General features: G+C 68.5%; 19 protein-coding genes. 15 read left to right on the top strand and 4 right to left on the bottom strand.

What is annotated here, in order from left to right:
* Positions 1-111 precede the first annotated feature (111 nt).
* Together QZ772_RS18125 and QZ772_RS18120 are read left to right on the top strand one after the other, a co-directional pair.
* Positions 112-1,605: an NCS1 family nucleobase:cation symporter-1 gene (locus QZ772_RS18125; protein ID WP_295529145.1), complete on the top strand. Its 1,494-nt coding sequence runs from the start codon at positions 112-114 to the stop codon at positions 1,603-1,605.
* A 22-nt stretch (positions 1,606-1,627) separates the two neighbouring features.
* Positions 1,628-2,374, top strand: coding sequence for an aspartate/glutamate racemase family protein (locus QZ772_RS18120; RefSeq protein WP_295529143.1), 747 nt, complete (start codon positions 1,628-1,630; stop codon positions 2,372-2,374).
* Positions 2,375-2,442: 68 nt separating this feature from the next.
* Here the strand turns inward: QZ772_RS18120 and QZ772_RS18115 are convergent, their stop codons facing one another.
* The 3 genes from QZ772_RS18115 to QZ772_RS18105 are packed head-to-tail and all read right to left on the bottom strand — an operon-like array spanning position 2,443 to position 5,493.
* Positions 2,443-3,717, bottom strand: coding sequence for an AI-2E family transporter (locus QZ772_RS18115; protein WP_295529141.1), 1,275 nt, complete (start codon positions 3,715-3,717; stop codon positions 2,443-2,445).
* Positions 3,714-4,481 carry a LytTR family DNA-binding domain-containing protein gene (locus QZ772_RS18110; protein ID WP_295529139.1) on the bottom strand — a complete coding sequence of 256 codons (768 nt, stop codon included), beginning with the start codon at positions 4,479-4,481 and terminating at the stop codon, positions 3,714-3,716. Before QZ772_RS18110 ends, QZ772_RS18115 begins: the two co-directional genes overlap by 4 nt.
* Positions 4,462-5,493 (bottom strand): sensor histidine kinase, encoded by a 1,032-nt coding sequence (locus QZ772_RS18105; RefSeq protein ID WP_295529137.1) that lies wholly within the window; start codon positions 5,491-5,493, stop codon positions 4,462-4,464. The genes QZ772_RS18110 and QZ772_RS18105 overlap by 20 nt, the downstream gene beginning before the upstream one ends.
* Positions 5,494-5,686: 193 nt before the next feature.
* Between QZ772_RS18105 and argH the strand changes: the two genes are divergently transcribed.
* Positions 5,687-7,087: an argininosuccinate lyase gene (gene argH / locus QZ772_RS18100; protein WP_295529135.1), complete on the top strand. Its 1,401-nt coding sequence runs from the start codon at positions 5,687-5,689 to the stop codon at positions 7,085-7,087.
* Between the two features lie 191 nt (positions 7,088-7,278).
* On the opposite strand, the gene QZ772_RS18095 is transcribed toward argH, so the two are convergent.
* Positions 7,279-8,184 (bottom strand): LysR substrate-binding domain-containing protein, encoded by a 906-nt coding sequence (locus QZ772_RS18095; RefSeq protein ID WP_295529133.1) that lies wholly within the window; start codon positions 8,182-8,184, stop codon positions 7,279-7,281.
* A 185-nt stretch (positions 8,185-8,369) separates the two neighbouring features.
* On the opposite strand from QZ772_RS18095, the gene QZ772_RS18090 reads away from it, so the two are divergent.
* The 12 genes from QZ772_RS18090 to QZ772_RS18035 all read left to right on the top strand — a co-directional run bounded on the left by QZ772_RS18090 (position 8,370) and on the right by QZ772_RS18035 (position 18,211).
* Positions 8,370-9,398, top strand: coding sequence for an amidohydrolase family protein (locus tag QZ772_RS18090; protein ID WP_295529254.1), 1,029 nt, complete (start codon positions 8,370-8,372; stop codon positions 9,396-9,398).
* A 20-nt stretch (positions 9,399-9,418) separates the two neighbouring features.
* Entirely contained in the window at positions 9,419-10,102 is a 684-nt protein-coding gene (ligK, locus tag QZ772_RS18085) for a 4-carboxy-4-hydroxy-2-oxoadipate aldolase/oxaloacetate decarboxylase (RefSeq protein ID WP_058640580.1), read from the top strand.
* A 70-nt stretch (positions 10,103-10,172) separates the two neighbouring features.
* Positions 10,173-11,162, top strand: coding sequence for a tripartite tricarboxylate transporter substrate binding protein (locus QZ772_RS18080; RefSeq protein ID WP_295529131.1), 990 nt, complete (start codon positions 10,173-10,175; stop codon positions 11,160-11,162).
* Position 11,163: 1 nt separating this feature from the next.
* Positions 11,164-12,156 (top strand): tripartite tricarboxylate transporter substrate binding protein, encoded by a 993-nt coding sequence (locus QZ772_RS18075; RefSeq protein ID WP_295529129.1) that lies wholly within the window; start codon positions 11,164-11,166, stop codon positions 12,154-12,156.
* Positions 12,157-12,181: 25 nt separating this feature from the next.
* A complete protein-coding gene (locus QZ772_RS18070) occupies positions 12,182-13,111 on the top strand; it encodes an amidohydrolase family protein (RefSeq protein WP_295529127.1) in 930 nt (309 codons plus the stop codon).
* Between the two features lie 179 nt (positions 13,112-13,290).
* A complete protein-coding gene (gene ligA, locus QZ772_RS18065) occupies positions 13,291-13,734 on the top strand; it encodes a protocatechuate 4,5-dioxygenase subunit alpha (protein ID WP_295529125.1) in 444 nt (147 codons plus the stop codon).
* 32 nt (positions 13,735-13,766) lie between these two features.
* Positions 13,767-14,636 carry a class III extradiol dioxygenase subunit beta gene (locus QZ772_RS18060; RefSeq protein ID WP_295529123.1) on the top strand — a complete coding sequence of 290 codons (870 nt, stop codon included), beginning with the start codon at positions 13,767-13,769 and terminating at the stop codon, positions 14,634-14,636.
* 29 nt (positions 14,637-14,665) lie between these two features.
* Positions 14,666-15,628 carry a Gfo/Idh/MocA family oxidoreductase gene (locus QZ772_RS18055; protein ID WP_295529121.1) on the top strand — a complete coding sequence of 321 codons (963 nt, stop codon included), beginning with the start codon at positions 14,666-14,668 and terminating at the stop codon, positions 15,626-15,628.
* A gap of 196 nt (positions 15,629-15,824) precedes the next feature.
* Positions 15,825-16,205, top strand: a complete 381-nt coding sequence (locus tag QZ772_RS18050) for a GIY-YIG nuclease family protein (protein ID WP_295529119.1) — start codon at positions 15,825-15,827, stop codon at positions 16,203-16,205.
* Positions 16,202-16,660: an AsnC family transcriptional regulator gene (locus QZ772_RS18045; RefSeq protein ID WP_295529117.1), complete on the top strand. Its 459-nt coding sequence runs from the start codon at positions 16,202-16,204 to the stop codon at positions 16,658-16,660. Before QZ772_RS18050 ends, QZ772_RS18045 begins: the two co-directional genes overlap by 4 nt.
* Complete coding sequence (locus QZ772_RS18040) at positions 16,657-17,232, top strand: hypothetical protein (RefSeq protein WP_295529115.1); 576 nt, start codon at positions 16,657-16,659, stop codon at positions 17,230-17,232. The genes QZ772_RS18045 and QZ772_RS18040 overlap by 4 nt, the downstream gene beginning before the upstream one ends.
* On the top strand, positions 17,204-18,211 hold the full coding sequence (locus tag QZ772_RS18035) for an aldo/keto reductase (RefSeq protein WP_295529113.1): 1,008 nt from the start codon (positions 17,204-17,206) through the stop codon (positions 18,209-18,211). The genes QZ772_RS18040 and QZ772_RS18035 overlap by 29 nt, the downstream gene beginning before the upstream one ends.
* Positions 18,212-18,220 lie beyond the last annotated feature (9 nt).

Below are 18,220 nucleotides of genomic sequence, written 5' to 3'. Positions count from 1 at the left end.
GGCACAGCACTTGCGATCCAATTTTTGTATACAAATAATGCACCCAATCCGTGCAATCGCGCGTGGCGCATGCGGCGCCGCCTTCCTCCACCGACCCCACCAGGAGCCCCCATGAACACGGCCACCATCACCCCGCTCGCCGCCGCTGCCGCGGCCGAGCCCCTTGGCCACGGCAACGTGGCATCGCACGCCCTCATCAAGCCCGGCTACGACCCGGCCCTCACCAACGAGGACCTGGCGCCGCTCAAGCAACAGACCTGGGGGCAATACAACATCTTCGCCTTCTGGATGTCCGACGTGCACAGCGTCGGCGGCTACATCACGGCGGGCAGCCTGTTCGCGCTGGGCCTGTCGAGCTGGCAGGTGCTGGTGGCGCTGCTGGTCGGCATCGTGATCGTGCAGTTCTTCTGCAACCTGGTGGCCAAACCCAGCCAGGTGACGGGCACGCCCTACCCCGTCATCTGCCGCGCCTCCTTCGGTGTCAAGGGCGCCAACATCCCGGCCATCATTCGCGGCCTGATCGCGGTGGCGTGGTATGGCATCCAGACTTACCTGGCGTCGGCCGCCTTCATGGTGATGGCGCTGCACCTGTTTCCCAACCTGGCGCCCTACGCCGACGTGGCACAGCACGGCTTCGCCGGCCTCTCGACGCTGGGCTGGGTCGCCTTCATGGTGATGTGGGTGCTGCAGGCCTTCGTCTTCTGGCATGGCATGGAGGCCATCCGCAAATTCATCGACTGGGCCGGCCCGGGCGTGTACGTGGTCATGGCCATCCTGTGCGGCTGGCTGGTCTGGAAGGCGGGCTGGAAGAACATCGACCTCAACCTGGGCGGCGTCAAGTTCGAGGGCTGGGACGCGCTGCCAGTCATGCTGTCGGCCATCGCGCTGGTGGTGAGCTATTTCAGCGGCCCGATGCTCAACTTCGGCGACTTCTCGCGTTACGGCAAGAGCTTCGACGCGGTGAAGAAGGGCAACTTCTGGGGCCTGCCGGTCAACTTCGTGTTCTTCTCGCTGCTGACCGTGATCACCACCGCCGCCACGCTGCCGGTGTTCGGCGAGCTGATCACCGATCCGGTGCACACCGTGGGCAAGATCGACTCCACCACCGCCGTGGTGCTGGGCGCGCTGACCTTCATGATCGCCACCATCGGCATCAACATCGTGGCCAACTTCGTCTCGCCGGCCTTCGACTTCTCCAACGTGGCGCCGCAGCACATCAGCTGGCGCACCGGCGGCATGATCGCCGCGGTGGGCTCGATCTTCATCACACCCTGGAACCTCTACAACAATCCCGAGGTGATCCACTACACGCTGGACATCCTGGGCTCGTTCATCGGGCCGCTGTTCGGCATCCTGATCGCCGACTTCTACCTGGTGCGCCGCCAGCAGGTGGTGGTGGACGACCTCTACACCATGAAGCCCACCGGCACCTACTGGTACAGCAATGGCTACAACCTGAAGGCCGTCGCCACGATGGTGCCCTCGGCCCTGATCCCGATCCTGTGCGTGCTGGTGCCGGCCTGGCGCGGCGCCGCCAACTACGCCTGGTTCATCGGCATGGGCCTGGGCTTCGTCATCTACGCTGTGCTGTCCCGCCGCTCCTGATTTCGAAGAAAACGCCCTGTCCATGCGCATCAAGGTCATCAACCCCAACACCACCCAGACCATGACCGACAAGATCGGTGCCTGTGCCCGCGCCGCCGCGCGGCCGGGCACCGAGGTCATCGCCGTGAGCCCGGCGATGGGGCCGGTCTCCATCGAAAGCCACTACGACGAGGCCCTGGCCACGCCCGGCCTGCTGGCCGAGGTCGCCGCTGGTGAGGCGGCAGGCGTGGACGCCTACCTGATCGCCTGCTTCGGCGACCCGGGCCTGAAGGCCGCCCGCGAGCTGGCCCGAGGCCCGGTGCTGGGCATCGCCGAAGCCGCGATGCATGCGGCCAGCTTCATCGGCAGCCGCTTCACGGTCGTCACCACGCTGGCGCGCACCATGGGCCAGGCGCACCACCTGGCGGAGGCCTACGGCATGGCGCGCTTCTGCGCCCGCGTGCGGGCCTGCGAACTGCCGGTGCTGGAGCTGGAAGATCCGCGCTCCAACGCCCGGGCCCGTATCGCCGCCGAATGCCGCCGCGCGCTGGACGAGGACGGCTGCGACGTGCTGGTGCTGGGCTGCGCCGGCATGGCCGACCTGTGCCGCTCGCTGTCGGAAGAGCTGGGCGTGCCAGTGATCGACGGCGTGTCGGCGGGCGTCACGCTGCTGGAGTCGCTCGTGTCCCTGGGCCTGAAGACCAGCAAGCGCGGCGAGCTGGCGCATCCGCTGCCCAAGCCCATGACGGGGCTGATGCAGCCCTTCGCGCTGGGCTCCGGCGCGCGTTGAACGGCGGGGTCGGCGCTCGGCTTGGCCGCGCAGTGCCCGCCACCGGGTGCCGCGGGCCGCGCGGCCGCTCAATCGCCCAGCAGCTCGCCCACCGGCCGCAGGTCGTCCACCCGGTCGCAGACTGACTTGATGACCATCATGATCGGCATGCCCAGCAGCAGGCCCCACACGCCCCAGATCCAGGCCCAGAAGATCACGCCCACGAACACCGCCACGGGGTTCATGCGCGAGCTGCGGCTGGTGAGCCAGGGCACCAGCAGGTTGCCCACCAGCGTGTGGATCAGCAGCGAGGTGCCCGCCACCAGCAGCGCCATGCCGATGGTGCCGAACTGCAGGAAGGCCACCAGCCCCGCGGCGCCCAGCACCAGCACCGAGCCGATGTAGGGAATGAGGTTGGTGACGCCCGCGATGATGCCCCACACCGCGGCGTTCTCCAGCCCCAGCGCCCAGAAGGCCAGGCCGGTGGTCACGCCCACCAGCGCGCTGCTGAGGATCTGAACCAGCAGGTAGCGCTGGATGTGGCCGGTGATGTCGTCCAGCACATGCACCGTCACCTTCTTCTTGTGCAGGCTGGGGCCGGCCATCTTGACCAGCTTGCGCCGGAAGGTGTCGCCCGAGCACAGCGCGAAGAAGGTGAGGAAGAGCACCAGCGTGGCCTGACCGGCGCCTTCCATCAGGCCCACGGTACCGCTCCAGAGATAGTCGCGCACATTGAACGGCGGTCGCTCGATGATCACGCGCTGCACGCCGCGCCGGAAGGTGGTGGGCGAGCCTTCATTGGCGGCGCGCTCCAGGTGATCGGCCGCCTGCTGCACGGTGTCCAGCGGGCTGGCCTTGACCGACTTGGTGCGGATGGCATTGCGCAGCTTCTGGGCCGCCGCCGGCAGGGCGTCGACCAGCTGGCCGGCACTGCCTGCCAGCGAGTAGCCCGTCCACGCCGTGCCGCCGGTGAGGGCCAGCAGCAACACCGCAGCGCCGGCCCAGCGGGGCAGACGCCAGCGCTCCATCCGGTCAACGACGGGCGACAGGGCATAGACGAGCATCAGACTCAGCGCCAGCGGGATCAGCACCGCCGCGGCCCAGCGCAGCGTGTAGACACAGGCCAGAACGCCGAGGATGACGAGCGAGGCGCTGCGCACATCCACCGGCATGTGCAACAGAAGACGCGGTGGATCGCCGCTGCCCGGCTCCGGCACCGCGCCCCGGGCGCGCTCGGCTTCCGCCTCGCGGATGGCCCGGTCGGTGGCGGACTCGGCCGCGGACGGCGGGGGTTCGGAAGGTTCGAGAGCGACGACCTCGGGCACGCCTGCGCCAGCGCCGGATGGCGGCACCGGGGCGCTCATTCCGAGCGCTCCCGCAACGCATCGCGCACCGCCGGCAGTTGCCGGCGCGACACCGGCAGCAGCTCCGGCAGGCCGGCCAGGCGCACGGCCCAGCCCTCTGCCTCCTCGCCGCCATCGTGGCGCTCCAGGGCACGGATCGCCGCGCGGGCCACCAGCGCGCTGCGGTGCACGCGCAAGAAGCGCTCCCCGTGCCGCGCCTCCAGGTCGTTGAGCGAGCCGTCCAGGATCAGTTGGCGCTGCGCGGTGCGCACGGTGATGTATTTCAATTCGGCCTTCAGGTAGAGAACCTCGGACAGGGGCACACGTTCGAGACGTCCACGGTCCTGGATGAGCAGATGCTCGGTATCTGGCAGCTCCGCGCGGCGCTGCCGGAGATGGCGCTGTGCACGGACCAGCGCCTCCTGCAGGCGGGCTCCCCGCACCGGCTTGGTGAGGTAGTCGGCGACATCGAGCTCGAACGCGCTCACGGCATGCTCGGCGTGGGCCGTGACGAACACGATGGCCGGCGCCTGCGGCTGGCTGCGCAGCTGGTCGGCCAAGGCCATGCCATCGAGGCCGGGCATGGCGATGTCCAGCAGCAGCAGATCCACCGGCATCTCGCGCAGCATCGACAGCACGGCCCGGCCATCGCCGGCCTCGCCCACGATCTGCGCCGCCGGCGCACGGCAGGCGGCCAGCAAGGTGCGCAGGCGGGCACGTGCCAGCGGTTCGTCGTCCACCAGCAGGATGCGCAGCGGCGCGTTGTCAGTGGGCGCCAGGCTCATGGCTGCGTCTCTTCGTGCTGTCCGTTGCGTGGACGGGAATGTCTATGCGCACCCGCCAGCAATCGCGATCCAGGCCGGCGCTCAGGCTGGCCTGCATGTCGTGCAGCAGGCGAAGACGGCTGCGCACATTGTCCAGGGCGATGCCATGGCCGCGCGGCAGAGGCGCGCCGGCCCACCGCAGCGGCGGCAGCGTGTTGACGACCTCGATGACCACGCGGGCGCCGCGACGCTCGGTGCGGATGCGCAGCTCGCCGCCCTCGGGGCTCGGTTCCACGCCATGGCGCACTGCGTTCTCCACCAGGGGCTGGAGCAGCAGGGGCGGCAGGCGCGCGTCCGCCGCCGCGGCGTCCAGCTGCCAGGCGATATGCAGGCGCGGACCGAAGCGCACCTGCTCGATGGCCAGGTAGCGCTGCGCCAGGTCGATCTCCTCGGCCACCGAGGCGGACTCGCCCGGCTCCGCCAGCGCCTGGCGGAAGAGTTCGGCCAAGTCTTCCAGCATGGCCTCGGCACGGGCTGGATCGTCCCGGACCAGGGCGATGGCACTGTTGAGGGTGTTGAAGAGGAAGTGCGGCCGGATGCGCTGCTGCAGCTCGGTGAGCCGCGCCGTGGTGGCGGCGGGCATCTGCGCCGCCGTGCGCAGGTTCATCACGCCCATGGCCGTCACCCCGAACAGCCCCCCCGCCCACGCGCCTCCGAACCAAGGGGCTTGCGCGACCGCGCCGGTGCCCTGCAGCACCGCACAGCCATACAAGCCGGCCAGCACGCCGGCCACGGCACCGGCCAGATACTGGGACGACACCGGCCACCGCGCCAGGCGCCGACGCAGCGCACACGCCGCGATGAGCCAGAGCAGGGTCGACGGCAGCACGCCGCCCGTCGCCGTCGCGAAATGCATAAGCCCGTCGGTGGGCGACTGCGCCACGAAGGCCACCGCCAAGGCGGTGAGCATCTCGGTGGCCAGTACCGTCCGGATCACCATCTCCGGTCGGCAAAAGTCGGATTGCGGCGCCATGGCCGCGCGGGCGGGGCTCGCAGAAGGGCGCGCCGATAAAATCCGGGGGTTTCGCATGGCTGGCGACGCTGAAGGGCCGCCGATTATGGCCCTCGCCTTGCGCACGACGGCGCCCTGCCGCCATCGCTGCGCCCCCGTGCTCCACCGACTTCCCGCCCCGTCGCTCTTCCAAGGCCGCCCGCGGTCCCGACCCATGACCCAGAACCAATTCGACAAGAAATCCGAAGCGTGGTCCGCGCTGTTTTCCGAGCCCATGAGCGAACTCGTGCAGCGCTACACCTCCAGCGTGTTCTTCGACAAGCGGCTTGCGCAGGCAGACATCGAAGGCTCGCTGGCTCATGCAGAGATGCTCGCCGCCCAAGGCATCATCGGTTCGCAGGACCTCGCCGACATCCAACGTGGGATGGCTCAGATTCGCGGCGAGATCGAGGCCGGCAGATTCGAATGGAAGCTCGCCCTCGAAGACGTGCACCTGAACATCGAGGCCCGCCTGACCCAGCTGGTGGGCGATGCCGGCAAGCGCCTGCACACCGGCCGCAGCCGCAACGACCAGGTCGCCACCGACGTGCGCCTGTGGTTGCGCGGCGAGATCGACCTGATCGATGGCCTGCTGACCGACCTGCAGAAGGCGCTCGTGAAGATCGCCGCCGACAACGTGGACGCCATCCTGCCCGGCTTCACCCACCTGCAGGTGGCGCAACCGGTGAGCTTCGGCCACCACATGCTGGCCTATGTGGAGATGTTCGCCCGCGACGCCGAGCGCCTGGCCGACCTGCGCCGCCGCGTCAACCGCCTGCCGCTGGGCGCCGCCGCGCTGGCCGGCACCAGCTACCCGCTGGACCGCGAGCGCGTGGCCCGCACCCTGGGCATGGAAGGCGTCTGCCAGAACAGCCTGGACGCCGTGAGCGACCGCGACTTCGCCATCGAGTTCACCGCCTTCGCCACCATGGCGATGGTGCATGTGAGCCGCTTCAGCGAAGAGCTGATCCTGTGGATGAGCCAGAACTTCGGCTTCATCCAGATCGCCGACCGGTTCACCACCGGCTCGTCGATCATGCCGCAGAAGAAGAACCCCGACGTGCCCGAGCTGGCGCGCGGCAAGACCGGCCGCGTGGTCGGCCACCTGATGGGCCTGATCACCCTGATGAAGGGCCAGCCCCTGGCCTACAACAAGGACAACCAGGAAGACAAGGAGCCGCTGTTCGACACCGTCGACACGCTCAAGGACACGCTGCGCATCTTTGCCGAGATGGTGGGCGGCATCACCGTGCGGCGCGAGGCCATGGAGGCCGCCGCCCTGCGCGGCTACGCCACCGCCACGGACCTGGCCGACTACCTGGTGAAGAAGGGCCTGCCCTTCCGCGACGCCCACGAGACGGTGGCCCATGCCGTCAAGACCGCCCTCGCCCAGGGCGTGGACCTGTCGCAGTTGCCGTTGGCGACGCTGCAGCAGTTCAATCCGGCGATCGGCGACGACGTGTTCGGCGTGCTGAGCCTGCGCGGCTCGCTGGAGGCCCGCAACACGCTGGGCGGCACGGCGCCGGTGCAGGTGACGGCGCAGATCGCGCGGCACCGGGCGCGGCTGGGCGACTGAGCAAGACGGCGTTGCGGCCAGCGGCGGGGTGAGTCAACCAAATACCGTTCGGGCTGAGCCTGTCGAAGCCTGGGCACCCGCCCTTCGACAGGTCAGGGCGAACGGATTAAGTGGCTCAGGGCAAACGGATCGAGTGACTACGCCGTTTGGCATCGTGGCGCCCTTTTCGTTGAGAGGCTCAACCCTGCGGGTCAGCCGCCCGTTTCGGCAGCCACGGCCTTCAGCAGTTCCAGCGCCGCGGCCTGCGTGCGCGTCACCGGCCGCTGCGCGCTCACCGCCACATGCGCCTGCACCTGCAGCCGCGGCGGGCCGATGGGCCGCACGCTGAAGGCGGAGGGCCGGATGGAGGTCTGCACCGCCCGCCGCGCCAGGATGGCGCAGCCGGCGCCGTCGGCCACCAGGTCCAGGATGGCGGGCACGCCGTCGATCTCCAGCGCGATCTGCGGCTCGCAGCCCAGCGCCGCCATCTCCGACTCCACATGCATGCGCACGGCGTTGGGCCGGCTCGGGATGATGAGCGGGAGCTTCGCCACCTCGGCCAGCGCGATGGGCGGCGGCGGCGGGTCTTCGGCCAGGCCGGGCGGGCGGGCCTGCACCAGCATCAGTTCCTCGGTCATCAGCGGCGAGATGTCCAGGCCGGCGATGGGCTTGGCCTCGTAGAGCACGGCGATGTCCAGCCGGCCGGCGGACAGAGCCTCGTGCATGGAAATCGACAGGCCCTCGCTGATCGACAGCCGCGCCTCGGGCAGCTCGCGACGGAAGCGCCGGGTCAGCGGCACGGCCAGCGCGCGCGCCACCGTGGGCGGCAGGCCCAGCGCCACCCGGCCCGCCAGGCCGCCGCGCACTCGCGCCAATTCCTCCTGCGCCCGCCGCACCTGGTGCAGGATGCCGCGGCCGTGCTCCAGCAGCAGCGCGCCGGCTTCGGTCGGCGTCACGCCGCGGCCGTTGCGCACCAGCAGGTTCTGGCGCAATTCCACCTCCAGGGTACGCACCTGGCGGCTGAGGGCGGGCTGGGCGATGTCCAGCGCCAGCGCGGCGCGGGTGAAGCTGCCCAGCTCCACGACCCGGACGAAGTACTCCAGCTGTTTCAGATCCATGACTTCAGACGCATATCGACACGCATGCTATAGCAGTTTGTTCTAGCTGCTAGTCGATCTGCCCCCTGGAGGCGGAAGGGGCCAGAGCACAGAATGGGCGCTGCCTTCCAGACCCGCGGCCCGTTGTGACCGGCCCGCCCTGCCCCCTCCCAGGAGACGCCATGCCGAAATCCAACGGTCAGCCGCTGATCATCGACTGCCACGGCCACTACACCACCGCCCCCAAGGCCCTCGAGAACTGGCGCAATGCCCAGATCGCGGCCATCAAGGACCCGTCGGCCAAGCCCAACCCGGCCGACCTGAAGATCAGCGACGACGAACTGCGCGAATCCATCGAGCAGAACCAGCTGCGCCTGATGAAGGAACGCGGCAGCGACCTGACCATCTTCAGCCCGCGCGCCAGCTTCATGGCCCACCACATCGGCGACTTCGAAGTCTCCAGCACCTGGGCCGCCATCTGCAACGAGCTGTGCTACCGCGTGAGCGAGCTCTTCCCGGACAACTTCATCGGCGCGGCCATGCTGCCGCAGTCGCCGGGCGTGGACCCCAGGACCTGCATTCCCGAGCTGGAGAAGTGCGTCAAGGAATACGGCTTCGTCGGCATCAACCTGAACCCCGATCCGTCGGGCGGCCACTGGACCAGCCCGCCGCTGACCGACCGTCACTGGTACCCCATCTACGAGAAGATGGTGGAGTACGACATCCCGGCCATGGTGCACGTGAGCACCAGCTGCAACGCCTGCTTCCACACCACTGGCGCGCATTACCTGAATGCCGACACCACGGCCGTGATGCAGTGCATCCAGGGCGACCTGTTCAAGGACTTCCCGACGTTGAAGTTCGTGATACCGCACGGCGGCGGCGCGGTGCCCTACCACTGGGGCCGTTTCCGCGGCCTGGCGCAGGAGATGAAGAAGCCGCTGCTCGAAGAGCACCTGCTCAACAACATCTTCTTCGACACCTGCGTCTACCACCAGCCGGGCATCGACCTGCTGACCAAGGTGATCCCGGTCAAGAACATCCTGTTCGCCTCCGAGATGATCGGCGCCGTGCGTGGCATCGACCCGCAGACCGGCCACTACTACGACGACACCAAGCGCTACGTGAGCGCGACCGCCAACCTGACGGACGACGAGCGCTTCCAGGTGTTCGAAGGCAACGCGCGCCGGGTCTTCCCGCGCCTAGATGCCGCCCTGAAGGCCAAGAGCCTGTAACCCCTTCCGGAGAGACAAGCATGTACGAGTTAGGCGTCGTCTATCGCAACATCCAGCGCACCGACCGCGAGACCGCGGACGGCCTGGCCGCCCTGGGCTCGGCCACGGTGCACGAGGCCATGGGCCGCGTGGGCCTGCTCAAGCCCTACATGCGCCCGATCTACCCGGGCCAGCAGGTGTCCGGCACGGCCGTCACCGTGCTGCTGCACCCGGGCGACAACTGGATGCTGCACGTCGCGGCCGAGCAGATCCAGCCGGGCGACATCGTAGTGGCCGCCATCACCGCCGAATGCACCGACGGCTACTTCGGCGACCTGCTGGCCACCAGCTTCCAGGCCCGCGGTGCCCGCGCCCTGGTGATCGACGCCGGCGTGCGCGACGTCAAGACGCTGCAGGAGATGAACTTCCCCGTGTGGAGCAAGTGCATCAGCAGCAAGGGCTGCATCAAGGCGACCATCGGCTCGGTCAACATCCCCGTGGTGTGCGCCGGCATGCTGGTGACGCCCGGCGACGTGATCGTGGCCGACGACGACGGCGTCGTCTGCGTGCCGCGCGCCGTGGCCGCCAAGACGCTCGAAGCCGCCCGCAAGCGCGAGTCCTTCGAAGGCGAGAAGCGCGCCAAGCTGGCCAGCGGCGTGCTGGGCCTGGACATGTACAAGATGCGCGAGCCGCTGGCGGCTGCGGGCCTCAAGTACATCGACTGATCCTTTCTGTTGTTCCCGGGCCAGCGCCCCCCTAAGCGGGCGCGGCCCTCTTCCACGTTCGGAGACATTCATGAGCTTTTCCCGCCGCGCCCTGGTGACGGCCTGCGCCCTTGCCGCCGCCCTGCCCTTCGCCGCCCAGGCCCAGCAGCAGGGCGCCTTCCCGTATGGCAAGCCGGTGCGCATCGTCAACCCCTTCCCCGTGGGCGGTGGCCCGGACGGCGTCTCGCGCCTGGTGGCCGACAAGCTGTCGCGCACCTGGGGCGTGCCGGTGACGGTGGACAACCGTCCCGGCGGCAACGGCTTCATCGCCATCGACGCCTGGAAGCGCGGCGCCAAGGACGGCACCGACCTGCTGCTGCTGGACAACGTCCACCTGGCCGCCTACCCGTCGCTGTTCAAGAAGCTGCCCTACGACCCGGCCAAGGACTTCGACGTCCTGCTGCCGCTGTTCAAGACCTACTTCTTCTTCACCGTCGGCGCCAACAGCAAGTACAAGAGCGTGGGCGACATCGTGGCCGACGCCAAGGCGCGGCCCGGCAAGCTGAACTACGGCTCGTGGTCGATCGGCAATCCCGTTCACCTGGGCACGGAGCTGTTCAAGTCGGCCACCGGCACGCAGATGGAGCACGTGATCTTCAAGGAGACCACGCAGCTCTACACCTCGGTCTCCACAGGCGACATCGATTTCGCCCTGGGCAGCGCCGCGACGGCAGGTCCGCTCTACCAGTCCGGCAAGCTGCGCTTTCTGGCCGTGACCGGTCCGCAGCGCATGGCCGCCTATCCCGACGTGCCCACCGTGGCGGAATCCGGTGGCCCCAAGGGCTTCGAGGTGACGGGCTGGAACGCCATCGCCGTCCCGCGCGGTCTGCCCGATGCGGTGACGGAGAAGATCAAGCGCGACATCGAGCAGGCGCTGACCGGCCCCGACGTGCAGGCCCGTTTCAAGAGCTTCGGCTACGAGCCCTTCCCGGTCACGCGCCCGCAGTTCGAGCAGTTCGTGAAGAGCGAATCGCAGCGCTTCGGCGACGTGATCCGCAAGGCCAACGTCTCCCTGGACTGACATGCACCAGACCGACGCGCAAGGCCCGTTCGTCTCCCGCCGCGTGGCGCTGGCCGCAGGGGCGGCGCTACTGGCGCCGACGCTGGCGGGTGCGCAGAGCTATCCGGCCAAGCCGGTGCGCGTGCTGGTCGGCTACTCGACCGGCGGCGCGGTCGATGCCGTGGCGCGCAGCGTGGGGCTGGCCCTGGCGAGCAGCCTGGGCCAGCCCTTCGTAATCGACAACCGGCCCGGTGCCGGCACCAACATCGCGGTCAAGGCGACCATCGACGCACCCGCCGACGGCTATACGCTGATGGTGGCCGCCAATGCGCTGGCCGCCAACATGGCGCTGTACCAGCCCGCGCCCTTCGATGCCGAGCGCGACCTCGTGCCGGTGTCGCTGATCGGCCGCGTGCCGGTGGTGATTGCCGCCAACGCCAACGCGCCGTTCGACACCATCCAGGCGCTGATCGCCGCCGCCAAGGCCAGGCCGGACGGGCTGTCCTTCGCGTCGCCGGGCAACGGCTCGACGCCGCACATGGCGGTGGAGTTCTTCGAACGCGCGGCCGGCATCCGCCTGCAGCATGTGCCCTACCGCGGCGGCGCCCAGGCGCTGACCGACGTGATCGGCGGCCAGTTGCCGCTGGTGGCCATCAATGCGCTGGAGGCGCAGCCGCATGTGAAGAGCGGCAAGCTCAAGGTGCTCGCGGCCCTGAGCCCCAACCGCAGCGCCGTCTTTCCCGACGTGCCCACCATTGCCGAGTCCGGCTTTCCGGGCTTCGAGGCCTCGGTCTGGTACGGCATCGTGGCGCCCGCGGCCACGCCCAAGCCCATCGTCACGCAACTGCATGCCGAAGTGCAGAAGGCGCTGCAGACGCCGGCCGTGCGCGAGCGCATGGCCCAGGTCGGCGGCGAAGTGCTGCCCGGCAGCAGCGAGCAATTTGCCCAGCTCATCCACTCGGAGCGCGTGCGCTACGAGAAGCTGGTGCGTGAAGCCGGCATCAAGCCCGATTGAACCCATTTCCCCAGGAGCAACGCTCATGAGCAAACCCACCACAGGCCCCTTCGAGAAAACCGCCGGCTGGCTGGACTGGTACACCGGTCCCAGCAAGCCCAAGTTCCAGGTGCCGGCCGGCAGCGTCGATGCACACTGCCACGTCTTCGGCCCCGGCGCCGAGTTTCCCTATGCGCCCGAGCGCAAGTACACGCCCTGCGACGCCAGCAAGGAACAGCTCTTCGCCCTGCGCGACCACCTGGGCTTCGCCCGCAACGTGATCGTGCAGGCCACCTGCCACGGTGCGGACAACCGCGCGCTGGTCGATGCGCTGCAGTCCTCGAACGGCAAGGCGCGCGGCGTGGCCACCGTCAAGCGCAGCGTGACCGACGACGAGCTGCAGGCCCTGCACGCTGCCGGCGTGCGTGGCGTGCGCTTCAACTTCGTCAAGCGCCTGGTCGACTTCACGCCCAAGGACGAGCTGATGGAGATCGCCGGCCGCATCGCCAAGCTGGGCTGGCATGTGGTCATCTACTTCGAGGCGGTGGACCTGCCCGAGCTGTGGGACTTCTTCACCGCGCTGCCGACCACGGTGGTGGTGGACCACATGGGCCGCCCCGACGTGACCAAGCCGGTGGATGGCCCCGAGTTCGCGCTGTTCGAGAAGTTCATGCGCGAGCACGGCAATGTGTGGAGCAAGGTGAGCTGCCCCGAGCGTCTGTCGGTGACCGGCCCCAAGGCGCTGGACGGCGAGCAGAACGCCTACAAGGACGTGGTGCCCTTCGCACGCCGCATCGTCGAGCAGTTCCCCGACCGTGTGCTGTGGGGCACCGACTGGCCGCACCCCAACCTGAAGGACCACATGCCCGACGACGGGCTGCTGGTGGACTTCATCCCGCACATCGCGACGACACCCGAGCTTCAGCAGAAGCTCCTGGTCGACAACCCGATGCGTTTGTATTGGCCCGAAGAATGACCCCCACGCTCCACCGCTTCGCGGGTCGCTGCCCCCCAAGGGGGCGCGAATCGCCTTGGGGTGGCCCGGCGGCAGAAGAATGACCCCCACGCTCCGCCGCTTCGCGGGTCGCTGCCCCCCAAGGGGGCGCGAATCGCCTTGGGGCGGCCCGGCGGCGATTCATCAATAAAGGATCCACCATGGCCCTCGACAAACCCTACCTGGACGTGCCCGGCACGATCATCTTCGACGCCGAGCAGAGCCGCAAAGGCTACTGGCTCAACCAGTTCTGCATGAGCCTGATGAAGGCCGAGAACCGCGAGCGCTTCAAGGCCGACGAACGTGCCTACCTCGACGAATGGCCGATGACCGAGGAGCAGAAGCAGGCCGTGCTGGCCCGCGACCTCAACTGGTGCATGCGCACCGGCGGCAACATCTACTTCCTCGCCAAGATCGGTGCCACCGACGGCAGGAGCTTCCAGCAGATGGCGGGCTCGATGACCGGCATGACCGAAGAGGAATACCGCAACATGATGATCAACGGCGGCCGCCGCGTGGACGGCAACCGCTATGTGGGCGAGGACGGCGATGCGCAAGCCCATCGTCAGCCGCAAGGCGCCCATCACCCCACCAAGGCGGCATGACCATGTGCCCCCACACCCCTCAGGAGGCTTGAATGGCCCGCATCACCGCATCCGTCTACACCTCGCACGTGCCCGCCATCGGCGCGGCCATGGACCTGGGCAAGACCAAGGAAGACTACTGGAAGCCGCTGTTCGCCGGCTACGACTTCTCCAAGCAATGGATGAAGGACAACAAGCCCGACGTCGTCATCCTCGTCTTCAACGACCATGCCACGGCCTTCAGCCTGGACATGATCCCCACCTTCGCCATCGGCACGGCCGCCGAGTACCAGCCGGCCGATGAAGGCTGGGGCCCGCGCCCGGTGCCCAAGGTGGTGGGCCATCCGGAGCTTGCCAGCCACATCGCGCAGAGCGTGATCCAGCAGGACTTCGACCTCACCATCGTCAACAAGATGGACGTGGACCATGGTCTGACGGTGCCGCTGTCGCTGATGTGCGGCGAGCAGGACCCGAAGAGCGGGGCCTGGCCCTGCCCGGTGATCCCCTTCGCCGTGAACGTGGTGCAGTACCCGGTGCCGAGCGGCCAGCGCTGCTTCAACCTGGGCCGTGCCATCCGCAAAGCCGTGGAGAGCTTCGACGAAGACCTCAACGTGCACATCTGGGGCACGGGCGGCATGAGCCACCAGCTGCAGGGCGCACGCGCCGGGCTGATCAACTCGGAATGGGACAACAAGTTCCTGGACCGGCTGATCGCCGAACCCACCGAGCTGGCCAAGGTGCCGCACATCGAGTACGTGCGCGAAGCCGGCAGCGAGGGCATCGAGCTGGTGATGTGGCTGATCGCGCGCGGCGCCATGGGCGACGTGGCCGGCGGCCCGGCGCCCAAACTGGCGCACCGCTTCTTCCACGTGCCGGCGTCCAACACCGCCGTGGGCCATCTCATCCTGGAAGACCAGGCCTGACCAACCATCCACCCAAAGCCAACACCGACATGACCATCAAAGTCGCACTCGCCGGCGCCGGCGCCTTCGGCATCAAGCACCTGGACGGCATCAAGAACATCCCCGACGTCGAGGTGATCTCGCTCATCAGCCGCGACCTGGCCAAGACCCAGGAAGTGGCCGACAAGTACGGCATCCAACACGTCACCACCGACCTGGCCGACAGCCTGGCCATCCAGGAACTGGACGCCGTCATCCTGTGCACGCCCACGCAGATGCACGCCGCCCAGACCAAGGCCTGCCTGCAGGCCGGCAAGCATGTGCAGGTGGAGATTCCCCTGTGCGACGTGCTCAAGGAAGGCGAGGAAGTGCTGGCCCTGCAGAAGCACGTCGGCAAGGTGGCGATGGTGGGCCACACCCGCCGCTTCAACCCCAGCCACCAGTACGTGCACAAGAAGATCCAGGCCGGCGAATTCAACATCCAGCAGATGGATGTGCAGACCTACTTCTTCCGCCGCACCAACATGAATGCGCTGGGCCAGCCGCGCAGCTGGACCGACCACCTGCTGTGGCACCACGCCGCCCACACCGTGGACCTGTTCGCCTACCAGGCCGGCAGCCCGATCGTGAAGGCCAACGCCGTGCAGGGCCCCATCCACAAGGACCTGGGCATCGCCATGGACATGAGCATCCAGCTGCAGGCCGCCAACGGCGCCATCTGCACGCTGTCGCTCTCGTTCAACAACGACGGCCCGCTGGGCACCTTCTTCCGCTACATCGGCGACACCGCCACCTACATCGCGCGTTACGACGACTTGGTGCAGTCGCACAGCAAGGGCGCCGAAGAGCCGGTGGACGTGAGCAAGGTCGACGTGTCGATGAACGGCATCGAGCTGCAGGACCGCGAATTCTTCGCCGCCATCCGCGAAGGCCGCGAGCCCAACAGCAGCGTGGCGCAGGTGCTGCCCTGCTACCAGGTGCTGCATCAGCTGGAGCAGCAGCTCGCCGGTTGAGGCACGGCCCGGAAATCGGATCGCTTGATCCGGTCAAAATAACCCGGGTAAAATTGTGGGCAGGTGCTGAGGGGCGCCTGCCCGCACAAGAGGCTCTCACCCTCCCGATCCGTTTCTCTTACTCCGTGGACAGACCGCGGTCTTCGTTCGAGCCCCATGCGGGACCGGCTCGCCGACGAGGACCTGGAGCACTGCCATGACCCCTTCCCTTTCCCTGCAGGCCCGTCGCGAGCTGACGCGCCAGTACAAGCAGGCCTTCCCCGCCATGGGCATCTATGCCCTGCGCTGCAACGCTGCCGGACTGCTGCGCGTGGGCAGCAGCCGTCATCTGGACGGCATCTTCAACCGCCTGCGCTTCGAACTGATGCGCGGCGCCCACCGCGACCGGGTCCTGCAATCGGCCTGGAACACGCATGGCGCCGAGGCCTTCCGTTTCGAGGTCGTCGACCGGGTGAAGGAACGCGACGAGCCCGACTTCGACTACGACGCCGAGCTGGCGACGCTGCTGGCGCTGTGGGAGGCCGAGTTGCTTTCACCCGCGGCCGAGGGCGGCGCACGACAAGGAGGCAGCGCATGAGCCGGCTGACCGACGCCCAAGCCATGCGTCTCGGCCTTGCACTGGCCCGGGCCCATGCACGCCAACAGCAGCGCCTGGATGAGCGCCTGGGCATGTGGCATGGCCTCGACGCGTCGGACTTCCTGCTGCTTGACGCACTGGCACGGGCGTCGCACGGAGGTCTGCCCACGCTGCGGCTCGCGCAGGCCCTGCACCTCGCACCCTCGGCGCTCGTCCGGCAACTGATGCCACTGGAAAAGACCGGCCTCGTGGCACGCGATGCCGGTGCCGTACTGCTGCGGCCCGCCGGCCGGCAACTGCATGCCGAAGCTGCGCAGACCGTGGGAGCGGTGTGCGCCAAAGCGTGGGCCGGCGTCGGTCTGGACCCGTGCGGCCCGGACGCTCTGCAGTCGCAGCTCGATGCCGTGGCAAGCGGCGCCGTCATCCCGACACCGTCTGCGACGCCAGCGCCATGAGCCAGCAGCCCCTCGGGCACAAGCATGCCCGCGACGACGTCTTGAAGGGGAGCGCCAAGGTCCCGGCAGAGGAACTCAAGGTGCGTGCCCGCGTGCGCCTGAATGGCGCGCGCCGCGAGGGCCGCAGCGATGGCCACACCCTGGGCGACCATCTGCAGACCGCAGCGCGCGAACTCGGCTTCGTGCACTGGGACCATGCCCGCCGCGTGCTGGGCGGCCTCGCCGCGCCGGGCGATGACATGGGTGACTTCTGGCACGCACCGCGGACGGGCCTGCTGCTGCACCTCTGGTTCGCCCGCCGTGACGAGGCAGCGCTGGCACTCGCAACGCAGCCCGGCGGCTTCCTGCTCCCCTACCGCCGCCAGTGCTTCATCGTGCAGGCACCCTTCATCGAAGCCCTGGGCCTCGACGCGACCGACCCCGCCTGGCGGGCCATCGGCCATGATCTGGTGGCAGGCTACGGCACGCCGGCCTGGCAGCACCTGGCCTGGCAAAGAGTCCGCGCACCACTTTCAACCTTCCAACCCCGACTAAGCTTTGCCCATGCACACACGACGTATCGCGAACTTTGAGGTCTCGGCCATCGGCCTGGGCTGCATGAACCTGAGCCACGCCTATGGCGTGCCCCCCTCGCCCGAGCAGGGCGAGCGCGTGCTGCTCGCTGCGCTGAATGCCGGCGTGACGCTGTTCGACACCGCAGCGCTCTACGGCTTCGGCGCCAACGAGGAACTGGTGGGCCGTGTGCTGAAGAAGCACCGCCAGCAGTTCACGCTTTGCAGCAAGGGCGGCATGGCCGGCGTGAAAGGCGAGGACGGCGTCATGCGCCGCGTGATCGACGGCCGACCCGCCACGCTGCGCCGCAATTGCGAGGACAGTCTGCGCCGCCTGAACACCGACGTCATCGACCTGTATTACCTGCACCGCTGGGACAAGAAGGTGCCCATCGAGGATTCGGTCGGCGAGATGTCGCGCTTGGTCGAAGAAGGCAAGGTGCGCGCGCTGGGCCTGTCGGAAGTCTCGGCCGGCACACTGCGCAAGGCAGCGGCCGTGCACCCCATCGCTGCCGTGCAGACCGAGTATTCGCTCTGGACGCGCAATCCCGAGATCGCCGTGCTGGCCGCCTGCCGCGAACTGGGCACCGCCTTCGTGGCCTTCAGCCCGCTGGCCCGCGCCTATCTGACCGGCCGCCTCACCGACGTGGCGGCGCTGGACGCCAAGGACATCCGCCGGCCCATGCCGCGCTTCTCGGCCGAGCACTATCCGCGCAACCTCTCGCTGCTCTCCGGCTTCGAGGCCCTGGCGCAGGAAGCCGGCTGCACGCCCGCGCAGCTGGCGTTGGCCTGGCTGCTGGCGCAGGGCGAGGACATCATTCCCATCCCCGGCACCACCAGCGTGGACCATCTGCACGAGGACCTGGCGGCGGCCGACCTGAAGCTGCCCGCCGACGTGATCGCGCGCGCCGGCGAGCTGATCAACCAGCGCACGGTGAGCGGGCCCCGCTATCCGGCGCAGGCCACCCAGGAAGTGGACACGGAGGAGTTCTCCGGCTGAACTGCCGTC

Source organism: uncultured Pseudacidovorax sp. (assembly GCF_913773995.1).
GTDB lineage: Bacteria > Pseudomonadota > Gammaproteobacteria > Burkholderiales > Burkholderiaceae_C > Xenophilus.
This window is presented reverse-complemented; position numbering and strand designations above follow the sequence as displayed.

Coding starts and splice junctions, on each gene's coding strand:
- QZ772_RS18125 (WP_295529145.1), top strand. CDS start 112: ATGAACACGGCCACCATCACCCCGCTCGCCGCCGCTGCCGCGGCCGAG.
- QZ772_RS18120 (WP_295529143.1), top strand. CDS start 1,628: ATGCGCATCAAGGTCATCAACCCCAACACCACCCAGACCATGACCGAC.
- QZ772_RS18115 (WP_295529141.1), bottom strand. CDS start 3,717: ATGAGCGCCCCGGTGCCGCCATCCGGCGCTGGCGCAGGCGTGCCCGAG.
- QZ772_RS18110 (WP_295529139.1), bottom strand. CDS start 4,481: ATGAGCCTGGCGCCCACTGACAACGCGCCGCTGCGCATCCTGCTGGTG.
- QZ772_RS18105 (WP_295529137.1), bottom strand. CDS start 5,493: ATGGCGCCGCAATCCGACTTTTGCCGACCGGAGATGGTGATCCGGACG.
- argH (WP_295529135.1), top strand. CDS start 5,687: ATGACCCAGAACCAATTCGACAAGAAATCCGAAGCGTGGTCCGCGCTG.
- QZ772_RS18095 (WP_295529133.1), bottom strand. CDS start 8,184: ATGGATCTGAAACAGCTGGAGTACTTCGTCCGGGTCGTGGAGCTGGGC.
- ligK (WP_058640580.1), top strand. CDS start 9,419: ATGTACGAGTTAGGCGTCGTCTATCGCAACATCCAGCGCACCGACCGC.
- QZ772_RS18080 (WP_295529131.1), top strand. CDS start 10,173: ATGAGCTTTTCCCGCCGCGCCCTGGTGACGGCCTGCGCCCTTGCCGCC.
- QZ772_RS18075 (WP_295529129.1), top strand. CDS start 11,164: ATGCACCAGACCGACGCGCAAGGCCCGTTCGTCTCCCGCCGCGTGGCG.
- QZ772_RS18070 (WP_295529127.1), top strand. CDS start 12,182: ATGAGCAAACCCACCACAGGCCCCTTCGAGAAAACCGCCGGCTGGCTG.
- ligA (WP_295529125.1), top strand. CDS start 13,291: ATGGCCCTCGACAAACCCTACCTGGACGTGCCCGGCACGATCATCTTC.
- QZ772_RS18060 (WP_295529123.1), top strand. CDS start 13,767: ATGGCCCGCATCACCGCATCCGTCTACACCTCGCACGTGCCCGCCATC.
- QZ772_RS18055 (WP_295529121.1), top strand. CDS start 14,666: ATGACCATCAAAGTCGCACTCGCCGGCGCCGGCGCCTTCGGCATCAAG.
- QZ772_RS18050 (WP_295529119.1), top strand. CDS start 15,825: ATGACCCCTTCCCTTTCCCTGCAGGCCCGTCGCGAGCTGACGCGCCAG.
- QZ772_RS18045 (WP_295529117.1), top strand. CDS start 16,202: ATGAGCCGGCTGACCGACGCCCAAGCCATGCGTCTCGGCCTTGCACTG.
- QZ772_RS18040 (WP_295529115.1), top strand. CDS start 16,657: ATGAGCCAGCAGCCCCTCGGGCACAAGCATGCCCGCGACGACGTCTTG.
- QZ772_RS18035 (WP_295529113.1), top strand. CDS start 17,204: ATGCACACACGACGTATCGCGAACTTTGAGGTCTCGGCCATCGGCCTG.